12 protein-coding genes and 1 tRNA gene are annotated in these 11,841 nt (G+C 37.8%); 10 read left to right on the forward strand and 3 right to left on the reverse strand.

Annotation, left to right across the window (positions count from 1 at the left end; genetic code table 11):
- Nucleotides 1-3 precede the first annotated feature (3 nt).
- Both amrS and ACMCNP_RS05050 read left to right on the forward strand, forming a co-directional pair.
- Nucleotides 4-1,029 (forward strand): AmmeMemoRadiSam system radical SAM enzyme, encoded by a 1,026-nt coding sequence (amrS, locus tag ACMCNP_RS05045; protein WP_419314682.1) that lies wholly within the window; start codon nt 4-6, stop codon nt 1,027-1,029.
- Between the two features lie 170 nt (nt 1,030-1,199).
- Nucleotides 1,200-1,273: transfer RNA gene (locus ACMCNP_RS05050), tRNA-Gln, on the forward strand.
- Nucleotides 1,274-1,328: 55 nt separating this feature from the next.
- Here ACMCNP_RS05050 and ACMCNP_RS05055 read toward each other — a convergent pair.
- The 3 genes from ACMCNP_RS05055 to ACMCNP_RS05065 are packed head-to-tail and all read right to left on the reverse strand — an operon-like array spanning nt 1,329 to nt 3,382.
- Nucleotides 1,329-2,462 (reverse strand): DUF4346 domain-containing protein, encoded by a 1,134-nt coding sequence (locus ACMCNP_RS05055; RefSeq protein ID WP_419314685.1) that lies wholly within the window; start codon nt 2,460-2,462, stop codon nt 1,329-1,331.
- Between the two features lie 42 nt (nt 2,463-2,504).
- Complete coding sequence (locus tag ACMCNP_RS05060) at nt 2,505-2,888, reverse strand: VOC family protein (RefSeq protein WP_419314688.1); 384 nt, start codon at nt 2,886-2,888, stop codon at nt 2,505-2,507.
- A gap of 11 nt (nt 2,889-2,899) precedes the next feature.
- Entirely contained in the window at nt 2,900-3,382 is a 483-nt protein-coding gene (locus tag ACMCNP_RS05065; RefSeq protein WP_419314691.1) for a dTDP-4-dehydrorhamnose 3,5-epimerase family protein, read from the reverse strand.
- Nucleotides 3,383-3,604: 222 nt separating this feature from the next.
- Here ACMCNP_RS05065 and ACMCNP_RS05070 point away from each other — a divergent pair, with 222 nt between their 5' ends.
- From ACMCNP_RS05070 to ACMCNP_RS05105, 8 genes are all read left to right on the forward strand, one after another.
- Nucleotides 3,605-4,171 carry a pilus assembly FimT family protein gene (locus tag ACMCNP_RS05070; RefSeq protein ID WP_419314694.1) on the forward strand — a complete coding sequence of 189 codons (567 nt, stop codon included), beginning with the start codon at nt 3,605-3,607 and terminating at the stop codon, nt 4,169-4,171.
- A 91-nt stretch (nt 4,172-4,262) separates the two neighbouring features.
- Complete coding sequence (locus ACMCNP_RS05075) at nt 4,263-4,607, forward strand: hypothetical protein (RefSeq protein ID WP_419314696.1); 345 nt, start codon at nt 4,263-4,265, stop codon at nt 4,605-4,607.
- 61 nt (nt 4,608-4,668) lie between these two features.
- Nucleotides 4,669-5,673: a 2-hydroxyacid dehydrogenase gene (locus tag ACMCNP_RS05080; RefSeq protein ID WP_419314699.1), complete on the forward strand. Its 1,005-nt coding sequence runs from the start codon at nt 4,669-4,671 to the stop codon at nt 5,671-5,673.
- A gap of 11 nt (nt 5,674-5,684) precedes the next feature.
- The gene (ileS, locus tag ACMCNP_RS05085; protein WP_419314701.1) at nt 5,685-8,486 is read left to right on the forward strand and encodes an isoleucine--tRNA ligase; all 2,802 of its coding nucleotides are present in this window, start codon (nt 5,685-5,687) and stop codon (nt 8,484-8,486) included.
- A 31-nt stretch (nt 8,487-8,517) separates the two neighbouring features.
- Nucleotides 8,518-9,312, forward strand: a complete 795-nt coding sequence (tpiA, locus tag ACMCNP_RS05090; protein WP_419314704.1) for a triose-phosphate isomerase — start codon at nt 8,518-8,520, stop codon at nt 9,310-9,312.
- Nucleotides 9,313-9,362: 50 nt separating this feature from the next.
- Nucleotides 9,363-9,692, forward strand: a complete 330-nt coding sequence (locus ACMCNP_RS05095) for a DsrE family protein (RefSeq protein WP_419314706.1) — start codon at nt 9,363-9,365, stop codon at nt 9,690-9,692.
- A 22-nt stretch (nt 9,693-9,714) separates the two neighbouring features.
- Complete coding sequence (gene hisS, locus ACMCNP_RS05100; protein ID WP_419314708.1) at nt 9,715-11,055, forward strand: histidine--tRNA ligase; 1,341 nt, start codon at nt 9,715-9,717, stop codon at nt 11,053-11,055.
- 123 nt (nt 11,056-11,178) lie between these two features.
- On the forward strand, nt 11,179-11,787 hold the full coding sequence (locus ACMCNP_RS05105) for an HAD-IA family hydrolase (protein ID WP_419314711.1): 609 nt from the start codon (nt 11,179-11,181) through the stop codon (nt 11,785-11,787).
- Nucleotides 11,788-11,841: the final 54 nt, after the last annotated feature.

Genomic DNA, 11,841 nt, shown 5'->3' on the forward strand with positions numbered 1-11,841 from the left:
AAAATGATTGCAATCAGGCTTTTTAGAAAAGAAAGCGAGTTTACGCAATGCCTTATATGCGCCCATAAATGCAGGATTAAAAAAGGGAAAGTCGGAGTTTGCCGAACTATTCTAAATAGAGAGGGAGTTTTATACAGTATAAATTACGGAATATTAGTGGCGCAGGGTGCAGACCCGATTGAAAAAAAGCCGCTTTTCCATTTTTTACCCGGTTCTTCTTCCTATTCTATTGCCTCGCAGGGTTGCAATTTTAGGTGCTTGGGGTGTCAAAACGCGAATATATCGCAAAGCTATCGAGATGGCGCATATGAGACCTATCTTGAATATTATAATGGGACAAGGAGAATATCTCCAGATGAGGTCGTAGAGAGTGCCCTGAATGCACATTGTAAGTCTATTTCATATACATACACCGACCCGGCCGCCTTTTTCGACTATAGCATAGACGTAATGGTGCTTGCGCATAAAAACGGTTTAAAAAATGTATTTGTCACAAACGGCTATTATACGGAGGAGTCGGTCAATATGACAAAAGGGCTTTTAGATGCCGCGAATATAGATATAAAATTTTTTAACGACGATAGTTATAGAAGAATATGCGGCGGAAGGCTCGAGCCCGTACTGGAAGCGGTAAGGATGTTTCATGAAAATGGCGTACACCTTGAGCTGACTACGCTGCTTATAGACGGATATAATGACGCTTCGGCAGAAATTAGAGGTATAGCGGATTTTATCGTATCAATAGACCCAAATCTGCCGTGGCATATTTCAAGATTTTTTCCGCTTTATAAAATGAAGGACGGGCAGGTTACTCGGGGTGAAAATATTATAGAGGCATATAATGTAGGTAAGACTGCCGGGCTTAAGTATGTCTATGCGGGAAATGTTAAATTGGATAAATATGAAAATACTTATTGTCCGTCATGCAAAAGGCTTTTAATAAAAAGAGACGGATATAGTATCTCGGAAAATAATATTGTCTCAGATAACTGTAAATTTTGCGGATATAAAATTTACGGAGTATTTTAATTTTCATTATTAGCGAACTGCCTTGCCCTTACAGGTGAGGCTTTTTGGTTCGTTTTGTATCGCATATTATCATCTGCCTTGCAAAAGGGGAATTCTCGGCAATGTTTGTTAAAATTTCCTTGAATTAAGATACGGCAATATTATATAATCATACAAGCTGTTCGTTTGTTTGGGGGATCGTCTAGCGGCAGGATCTGGGACTCTGACTCCCATTACGGAGGTTCGAATCCTCCTCCCCCAGCCATTCATCGGAAAGGGGCAATAAGATACGTTTGAATTATAGGAAATATGATGATAAATCATGCTTCTCCTTGAATATATTTAATATCGTAATCCATACACCATTTGGCTTTTTCTAATTCTTTTCCGATATAGGCGGCATGAGTTAGTTCAGAAATTAATTCTTTTTCTACTATTGTTGAATAAATTGAAGGAACATCGCCCCCCTCAATAACATTTAATAATTCATTGTGGTAATTGTAAAATTCAACCGTTATCATTTTATTTGCAAACGAAGGTATTATTACGAAGTACCCCTTTTTGTCTAATTTTATCCTTTTCGGTTTTTTTGCAATTATTTTTTCTATAGGGGATGGACTAAAAATCCTATCGGTTATTTCGGGTGGTCTGGAGTTTTTAAAATCTTTTAAAAGTTCGCTTATTTTAAGTGCAATCGCGGCGGCATCCTCGCAGCCGATCATATTTATAACTTTAACCTGTTTTCTAAAAAGTTCTACCTCTTCGTAAGTTACGTTTTTAAGAATCGGTTTTTTACCGTTCGAACCGATTATTCTCATATTCTTGTCTACGCTATTTTTATATAAAGATATGAGTGTCTGACCGCTGCAATGTCCTTCGGATTCCCTTCCCGACACTATTAGATAATGCAGTGTGGAATTAGTTATAGTATTTTTTATAATTTTATCTATCCCGATATTTTCAGTCTCTGTTTTTCCGATAATACAAAGTCCTTTCGGTTTTAATTTTGACAATTCGCTGTATAAATCTAAGCTGGCAAGAGTAGATACCGCAACCGGACACCCTTCTCCGTCACAAAAGGCGCTATACTCGCCGGGAGAAACCGGCCATGAATCTAAGAATTCTAAGGAATCATGGTTGCCGCTGTCGTTCTCAGAATCGTTCCTAATTAAATATATGACGGCATCGGCTATAAAATTAGCAGCCACGGCGGGATAGCAGTGTTTACAGCCGAGGCATGAATACTCGACCGGTTTCAGCTCTAATTTTAATTTTTTTACCTCGTCCGATAACTTACGTGCTAAGCCGTTAGGGGTTTCGTTTTCTATTATCTTAAGATTTTCGATAACATCGTCTAACCCGTAAACCATGCATCCGCATTTCTTACATTTTTTTAATTTTATAGCGCTGAAAAGTTCATTTCTAATTTTATCATATAATTTTTCTGTTTCCAAAGTGCGCCGTGTGTCCATAAAATAAAGGATTGCCGATATTAATCAGACTAAATATTCTATGAGTTCTATCATAATGCCATTAGGGTCGTTAAGAAAAGCAATTTTCATACTTTTGTCCATGGAATAAAAGGGTTCTTTTGAAAAAGTCACCCCGTTCTCCTTAATGCTTTTCGCATCCCTATCTATATCATCCGTCATGAAAGCAAAATGGGCGAAAGAGTTTTCGCATTGGGCAAGCCGTTTCGGATTATCCTCCGCTATAAGTTCTATTTCAAAGCCGGTAGTAATATCCTTCAGGAAAACCAACGTAGTCCTATGAGCCTCTATATATCTCTTTTCACGCACTATCAGTCCAAAGACCTTGACATAAAAATCTATAGATTTGCTCAAATTTCCGGTTCTTATTGCAGAGTGAATAAATTTCATTTAACCGCCTTTTAATCAAATATAAAAATAGTATCGATGTCGCTTTCGTGTCTTATTTCATCAACCGGCTCTTTTTTACTTTTTCCCGCATACAGCTTGTTTGCGGCATTAATTACCAGACCGTTTTTTTCGCCGATATTTTTGTAAGCGTGAACTATACCGGGAGGAACTATAAGTGCGGCAGGTGTATTTTCTCCAAGAAACAGCACGGTTTTATGAAGATAAGTAGGCGAGTCTTTTCTATTGTCCCATAATATAATTTTAAAGTCAGACGGCCCCAGGAAACAAAAATAATCCGTTTGGCAGGTATGCTCGTGAGGTCCCCTTTTGATATTCGGCATGGTAAGAGATATGTATGCCATTTCAGGAAAGGCAGATTTATCTATCTCGTCGTTTCTATAAAGCTCGGCAAGCCAGCCCCTTTCGTCGACATGCTTTTTAATGTGCCTAATAAATACATCGTTAATTTCGGCTATTTTGAAACTAAAATCCATTTAAATTTGATTTATTTACATTAAATTATTTTGGTGAAACAATTAAATAAAAACATTATTGGGTTACAGTATATGCTATTGAATTTTTAATTTCAAGCGAACGAACAAGAGCGAAGAGGATCGGGTTCGGAATATAGTCTTAGAACATCAAACACAAAAATTTTACGAATAATGATATAATTACAAATTAATAGCCGATAATTATTTACTGGAAATTAAGACATGAAGAGAAGAAGGGGCTTTACCCTGGTCGAAATGATAATGGTGATTATTCTTCTGGGAGTTTTAGGTATTCTCGGGACGACAGGTCTTAATTCGGCGGTTTCGGGGGATAGGGGCATGTATGAGAAACAGCTTCAATCCGCGATCAGGTATGCCCAAAATTATGCAATGAGCCATTTTACGTATACCGCCGTCGTATTTTCCGTTTCGGGATCAAATCCTTCCTGCGTTCTGGGTGGTAGTGGCGCAAGCTATTCCGGTTATGCCGTGTGTGCCTGCAATCCTGCCACAGATAAACCCGAACCGCTTCCAAACCCGCTGGCGCAAACGACGGATAATTTTTACGTTGCCATGAATTACGGCATAAATTATAAAATAAGTACCGACTATAATTATATTGCTTTTAATTCCGCAGGGGAACCGGGGACATTCGGCAAGGATATATGCTCTGATTTTACGCCGTCCGATAAAACGATACATTCATCTTTCGGTGTTTCGTCGTCCAATTTAACCTTTTATATCTATCCGATAACCGGCCTTGTGAGCTATAACGGGAATTTGCAGTAGTTTTTATTATATTAAAAAGGTTCACAAATTAATCTACGAATGGTATAATGAGCAAAATAATTTTTAAAAATACTAAGGAGGGATTTAATCTATGAAAAGCCTTAAAAACCTTAAAATTTTAGCACTTCGGATTTCTTTATCTATTCTTGCTATTTCCTTGATTATACCCGTTTTTTCAGGTATATCTTTTGCCAAATTCTATTGTCCGCTTGGATATTCTTATAACTCAAAAATACATCTTTGCGTCGGAAAGAAGGGCTTGAAAGGGTACAACGCTATTCCTTCCACTAAAATAAACGTGGTTAAAGAAAAAAACCGTACCTATACATGTCCGAACGGATATGTATATTCAAAGAAAATGCAACTTTGCGAAGGTACGGGGCATTTTAAGGGAAACACCGCTCAGCCGACCGTTGAACCTATTGTGCAAAAGTAATCTATAATTTAAAAAAAATAGGAAAAAATCAAAATTAACAACGCCAAAGCGTTAAAAATAAATGAATATTATTGCGATATTGAGGTCGAAAGAGATGTTCGGCATTTTAAAGCCGTATCTTCCAGGACATAATATTGCTCATTATACCGATAAAAAAGATTTTCTGGATGATATCAAAGATGCCGGTCATAAAAATTTATCGGTTTTAGCGGATGATTTAATATTAATCGTTAATGCGGGAATAGAGATCGATAAAGACGTTTTGTCGTTTGCCGGGATCAAGCTGATTCAGCAGTTCGGTGTCGGCTATGAGAATGTTGATATAGATTATGCTTCTGAAAAAGGGATACCCGTATTTAATACCCCGACGGCAGGAACATATAACGCCGTTTCCGTTGCGGAACTTACTCTATTTTTTATTATTGCACTTGCGAGGGATTATAACGGTTGTATAAATGCTATTAATCACGGCGTTGCCAATCAGCCGATGGGTAGCAGCATCTTCGGGAAGAAATTCGGAATTGTCGGGCTCGGCGGGGTGGGGCTTGAAATCGTCAGATTATTAAAAGTCACAGGAGGCGAGATTTACGGTCTAAAGCATAACAAGCCCGCAGACGATTATGCCAAAAACCTCGGAATTAAGTTTGCAGGAACGATAGATAACGATTTTAAATATATGTTATCGCTTGTGGATTATGTTATTCTTGCCGTTCCTTTAGAAAAAAATACGGAAAATCTCATTAACGATGAAACCGTGGACTTGATGAAGACCGGCTCGTACATTATAAATACCGGAAGAGCGGGATTGATTAAAAAAAGCTCTCTTATAAATGGATTAAAAAGCGGTAAAATAAAAGGGGCGGGTCTTGACGTGTATTGGAAAGAACCCGTACATATAAGCGATGAAATATTTCATTTTAACGTTATTGCTACGCCGCATATAGGCGGAGCGACGTATGAATCTATCGGAGATATTTCGCGCATGTGTGCCGAAAATATAACCGGCTGGCTTGAAAAAGGGGATTTAACAAACTGCGTGAATAAGGATTTAATTACAAAAAACTAAATGGGATTATTATGGATTACAAAGATTCGTTGAACCTTCCGAAGACCGATTTTCCGATGAAGGCAAATTTAAAAGTTACCGAAGAAAAACTTCTTAAAGAGTGGGGAGAAAGCGAACTCTACAAAAATATTTATGAACATACGAAGAATAGTAAAAAGAAATTTATTCTTCACGACGGACCGCCGTATGCAAATGGTCATATTCACATAGGGACGGCTTTAAACAAGATTTTAAAAGATATAATAGTTCGGTTTAAATTAATGTCCGGATTTCATGTTCCGTTTATACCGGGGTGGGATTGTCACGGGCTTCCGATAGAACATAACGTAGATAAGACTTTAGAATCCAAAGATTCTATTGCTAAAAACGAAAAGAGAAAGCTGTGTCGCAAATATGCCGCCAAGTTTGTGGATATTCAGAGGGCTGAATTTAAGAGATTGGGAAGTATCGGAAGATATGACAGCCCTTATCTTACCATGGACTATTCCTATGAGGCGAATACAGTCAGGAAATTAGCTGATTTCGTCAAGAACGGAGGGCTTTATAAGGCAAATAAGCCTATATATTGGTGTTCATCCTGTAAAACCGCACTTGCGGAGGCAGAAGTAGAATATGCCGAAAGGGTATCCCCTTCGGTTTATATAAAATTTAGAATTAAATCCGATTTAAATAATATTATTGATTGTACCGAAATAGGCGATAAGGATATTTTTGCCGTAATCTGGACGACGACACCATGGACTATTCCGTCGAACCTTGCGATTTCGTTAAACCCCGACTTCGAATATTATTTTATAGATAACGGAAAGGATATTTTTATTCTTGAAGAAAGTCTTTCCAAAGAATTAATGGAAAAATTCGGGTATCAAGATTACAAGGTCGTAGCAAAAACGCAGGGTAAAAATTTAGAAAATAAAATTGCCGCTCACCCATTTATAGAGAGGGATTCTATTTTAATATTAGGCTCTCATGTCAAGAAAGATACCGGAACCGGGCTTGTTCATACGGCTCCGGGCCATGGGGACGACGATTATGCCGTAGGGCTTAAATATAATCTTCCGGCCTATGCTCCGGTTAACGATGAAGGCAGGTTTCTGAATGACGTAGATACTTTTGCGGGGATGCACGTATTTGAAGCTAATCCTTATGTGATCGAAAAGCTTAAAGACGTCGGGGCGCTGATTTTAGAAGGAAAAATAGAACATTCATATCCTCACTGCTGGCGGTGTAGCAGACCCGTTATTTTGAGGTCGACCAAACAATGGTTTATTTCTATGGATATAAATTCTTTGAGGGACAAATCCCTTAAAGAATTGGAAAACGTCAGGTGGATTCCTAAATGGGGCATAGATAGGATTTCGGGTATGCTTGAAACGAGGCCTGATTGGTGTGTCTCAAGACAGAGATCGTGGGGTGTTCCAATAACGGCATTTTGCTGCAAAAATTGCGGAGAAGCATTTATAGATTATGATATTTTTCTTAAAATAGCCAACGAATTTGAAAAATACGGAGCGGATTTATGGTTTGAAAAACCGGTAGATTATTTTTTAAATTTAAGTGAAAAAGAGGTTAAATGCAAAAAGTGCGGTTCGAAAGAATTTGAAAAGGAAGAGGATATACTTGACGTATGGTTTGACAGCGGAGTCAGTTATTTCTGCGTGTTGAAAAGCGATGAGGAAGTAAAAGATATCGGTTTTCCGGCAGATTTATACCTTGAGGGTTCGGATCAGCATAGAGGCTGGTTTCATTCAAGTCTTCTGATAGGAGTAGGAACAGATGACGGCGCACCCTATAAAACCGTTCTCACGCATGGATTTGTTGTCGATAGTTCCGGTAAAAAGATGTCTAAGTCGTTGGGTAACGTTATAAGCCCCGATGAAATTATAAACAAATATGGAGCCGATATATTAAGATTATGGGTTGCATCTGAGGATTATAGAAACGACATGAGGATATCTACCGAGATATTGCAGAGGCTTTCGGAGGGATACAGAAAGATAAGAAATACACTGCGTTTTATGCTTGGCAATCTATATGATTTCGATGAGAATATAAATTCGATTAAATACGAAAATATTGCAGAATTGGATAAATATGCGTTGCACAGATTGACATTGCTCTCTCAGAATATTTTAAAATATTACGAAAATTATGATTTTCATCAGGTATACCATGGCATATACAAGTTTCTTATTGAATTTTCTTCTTTCTATATTGATATCGTTAAAGATACGCTCTATACGGAAGGGAAGGATTCGATTAAAAGAAGGGCCGTTCAAACCGTGATGCATTTTGCTTTAAATATTTTTATAAAGTTCCTGTCCCCAATAATACCGTTCAGTACATCGGAAGCATGGGGATACTTCAAAAAGGGAGAAAAGCGGGAAAATATTTTTTTTGAAAAATTTGACGAACCTGATGAAAATTTAGTTAATTTTGATATTGAAGAAAAATTCGATAGATTGATAGGCATAAGGGGCATTGTTTTATCCGCGCTTGAAAAGGCAAGGAATGATAAGATTATAGGCAGTTCGCTTGAAGCTATGGTCATTTTAAACGCGAACAGCAGGGATTATGACTTATTGAGCGGGTTAGACGGCGAAGATTTAAAGGATTTGCTCATAGTATCTGGTGTCGTCTTGCAAAAAAACAGTACGCTGAATGTAGATATTACGGAAGCGGCAGTAGAAAAAGCAGGCGGAGAAAAATGCGCAAGGTGTTGGAAATATGATGTCAGCGTAGGGAGCCATTCCGATTATACAGATGTATGTGATAGGTGCAGCGGCGTGCTTGCAAATTCTCATGCAATATAAGATATAATTAATATAACGATAATACTTGATTATGAAAAAAAAGATAATTGCCGCAAATTTTAAAATGAATAAAACAAATCGAGATATAGAGGAATATTTCAATACTTTTGTGAACAACATGAATGAATTTAAAGGCAAAGGTCTTTTTGAGAATATAGGTTTAAATTCAGAAGCCGTTTTTGCTACTCCGTGTACCTCGCTTTGTGAATCTTATAAAATTATAAAGCCTTACGGAGACTTCATAAAACTTTCCGCCCAGGATATTTATTTTGAAAAGAATGGGGCATATACCGGAGAAATTTCCATAGATATGATTAAGGACTGTGGTTGCGAATATGCAATAGTTGGACATTCTGAAAGACGCCGGATTTTTAATGAAACCGATGAAACGATAGCAAAAAAAATGAGCGCTGTTTATAGTAGCGAAGGGGTAACTCCAATATTATGTGTCGGGGAAAACAAAGAGGTGAGAGAAAAAGATATGCAGTACGATTTTGTGAAAAAGCAACTGAAAACCGACCTTGAGCCGCTAAAAGCAAAAAGCGGAAAAGTTTATTCTTTAATAATCGCCTATGAGCCCGTCTGGGCAATCGGAACGGATCTGCCGATCAGACCGGAAGACGGCGATAAGATGCATAGGTTTATATACGATTATGTTCGTTCAAATTACGAGGTTGATGAATTAAGAATTATATACGGCGGTAGCGTTAAGGAATCAAATATAAAAGAGTTGATGGATGAGCCCTATATAAACGGCGTATTAGTGGGCGGAGCAAGTTTAGACCCCTCCGTTTTTTTAAATATCGTCAGACTCTCCAACGCTTAATGTTTGCGGGATATGTTATTTAACAAAAAAAATAAAAGGGAGGTATCCAAATGAAGTATGTCATTCAGTTCACAAACGGAACGATAATGCCGGGTCTTTTAATTAACGTGATTAAAAACATAAGCGCAATTGACGAAACGGAAGAGGTAAACGTCGTAATGTTCGGTCCCTCCGTCGTTTCGTTTCTTCACCATTCTAAGCTTAAAGAACAGTTAAAAGCCGTTATTACGAATAAGGTAAATGTTTTTGTTTGCCGTAACGCGATGAATATGTTTGAACTTAAGGATGGGGATATTCCGGATTATGCCCGGGTAGTTCCCGCCGGTGTGGAAAAAATCGCCAAACTTTCCAAGGAAGGCTGTACCTATATAGCCCTATAAAATTAAGTCAAATTATTTATTTATGAATAGACCCGTGCAACCCCCAAAGGGTACGAGAGATTTTCTACCGGAAGAAATGTTATTGAGAGGAAGGGTTATTGAGACCCTGAGGGAGTGCTTTGCGCTTTACGGTTTTATCGAGATAGATTCTCCGGTTTTTGAATATTTTGAGCTTCTTTCAAGGAAATGCGGCAGTGAAATAGAAAAAGAGATATATACTTTCGATGATAAGGCTAAAAGAAAGTTGGGATTAAGGTTTGAGTTTACTTCTCCGCTGGGAAGGTATTATGCGGCTAATCGCAGCAGACTTGTCAAGCCGTTCAAAAGATACGTAATCGGCAAAGTCTATAGATACGAAAATACGCAGGCGGGAAGATATAGGGAGTTTTATCAGGCGGACGCCGACATAATAGGCTCTTATTCGATGAACGTAGAGCTTGAACTGTTAAATTTAGCAATTTTTACCTTGTCTAAATTAGGATTCGGTGATTACGAAATTTTTATCAACGACAGAAAGATACTCGACGGAATTGTTAATGCCGCAGGAATCGGAGAAGATAAAAAAGACGCAGCACTTCGCGCGGTAGATAAAATGGCAAAAATAGGGGGACAAGGGGTAATAAAGGAGTTCGAGGAAAACGGTATAGCAGAGGATAGTTATAAGTCTTTTATGGAATTTATTGAATTAGATAAAGACCTGAGTGATATGGAAAAACTATCTGCTTTAGGCGGACGCATTAACGCCGCTGTTAAGGACGAATTTATTAAAAATAAAGCCGTAGAAGGAATAGATGAACTTTTATCAATACTGAAAAATGCAGAAGCAATAGGCTTAGACTTTATAACGTATGACCCTCTTTTAGTCAGGGGGCTTGGGTATTACACGGGGCCTATTTTTGAAATCAAATCTAAAGATGTAAGTATCGGCAGTTTCGCCGCCGGCGGAAGATACGATAATTTAGTCGAATTATACGGCGCCCGTCCGGAAGGCGCTTGCGGGATATCCTTTGGCGTAGAAAGAATAATAGATATCATAAAGGAGAGGGATGGAAAAACACTTAAGTCGCAGGCTTCCCCCATAAAATTATATGTTATTTATTTAAGCGAAGACGAACGGTCGTATGCTTATAGGAATGCCGAAGCACTTCGTTTAAACGGAATAAATACCGAATTATGCATCTCTAGCCGGCCCAATATCGGAAAAGAGATAAAATATGCCGATAAAAAAGGGATAGAATATGTTGCCGTAATAGGTGAAAAAGAAGCCTTTGAAAGAAAACTTACACTAAAAAACTTAAAAACGAGGGAGGAAAGGTTTTTGACCGTAGAAGAAACCGTCAAATTATTTAATAACGACAGGTAAGATAATGCCAGCTTTTATACATATGTGTCGGCAAATAATTGCATAAAATTCGTGTTTCGGTATACCGGCGGCAAAACTAATTTCATAACAAAAGGGTTAAAATCAGGGAGGCAAAAAATGTCTATGCATATAAAAACGATTTTTTTAGATATCGGGAGCGTATTGCTTACTAACGGATGGGATAGAAAATCAAGAAAACTTGCCTTAGAAAAATTCAATTTGAGCAGCGAAGATTTTGAACCGAGACATGAAGATATATTTGCCTTATACGAAGAAGGTAATGTTACATTAGATTATTACCTTGATAAAACCGTATTTTACAAAGAACGTCCTTTTTCCGTAGATGAGTTTAAAGCCTTTATGTTTGTCCAGTCTCGACCGTATCCGAAAATGATAGACCTGTTTACCCGTCTGAAGGATAAATATAAATTTAAATTGGTTTCGGTTAATAATGAAGGTTTTGAGTTGTCGGTCTACAGGGTAGACAAATTTTCTCTCGACACATTATTTGATTTTTTCATAACATCATGTTTCGTCCACATAAGAAAACCGGATAAAAGCATTTTCAAACTCGCTTTGAATTTATCTTATACAAAACCGGAAGAATCCATTTTTATAGACGATAGAACTTTTAACGTGGAAACGGCGATCAACCTTGGGTTCAATGCCTTTAGACACATTGACTACGAATCTACGAAAGAGGAACTCTCACGGTTCGGATTTAGCGGTTAATTGACTTTCTTTAAAAAATGGTTTACAATTAGCCATAGACTATTATTTATAAAA

Origin of the sequence: Candidatus Acidulodesulfobacterium sp. H_13 (assembly GCF_048541835.1) — a bacterium.
Lineage (GTDB): Bacteria > SZUA-79 > SZUA-79 > Acidulodesulfobacterales > Acidulodesulfobacteraceae > QIJE01.

Bases quoted from the DNA above. Each gene is read 5' to 3' on its own strand.
- ACMCNP_RS05065 (WP_419314691.1), bottom strand. From the start codon at position 3,382: ATGGATTTTAGTTTCAAAATAGCCGAAATTAACGATGTATTTATTAGG.
- ACMCNP_RS05095 (WP_419314706.1), top strand. From the start codon at position 9,363: ATGAAGTATGTCATTCAGTTCACAAACGGAACGATAATGCCGGGTCTT.
- ACMCNP_RS05080 (WP_419314699.1), top strand. From the start codon at position 4,669: ATGAATATTATTGCGATATTGAGGTCGAAAGAGATGTTCGGCATTTTA.
- tpiA (WP_419314704.1), top strand. From the start codon at position 8,518: ATGAAAAAAAAGATAATTGCCGCAAATTTTAAAATGAATAAAACAAAT.
- ACMCNP_RS05105 (WP_419314711.1), top strand. From the start codon at position 11,179: ATGCATATAAAAACGATTTTTTTAGATATCGGGAGCGTATTGCTTACT.
- ileS (WP_419314701.1), top strand. From the start codon at position 5,685: ATGGATTACAAAGATTCGTTGAACCTTCCGAAGACCGATTTTCCGATG.
- ACMCNP_RS05075 (WP_419314696.1), top strand. From the start codon at position 4,263: ATGAAAAGCCTTAAAAACCTTAAAATTTTAGCACTTCGGATTTCTTTA.
- ACMCNP_RS05070 (WP_419314694.1), top strand. From the start codon at position 3,605: ATGAAGAGAAGAAGGGGCTTTACCCTGGTCGAAATGATAATGGTGATT.
- amrS (WP_419314682.1), top strand. From the start codon at position 4: ATGATTGCAATCAGGCTTTTTAGAAAAGAAAGCGAGTTTACGCAATGC.
- hisS (WP_419314708.1), top strand. From the start codon at position 9,715: ATGAATAGACCCGTGCAACCCCCAAAGGGTACGAGAGATTTTCTACCG.
- ACMCNP_RS05060 (WP_419314688.1), bottom strand. From the start codon at position 2,888: ATGAAATTTATTCACTCTGCAATAAGAACCGGAAATTTGAGCAAATCT.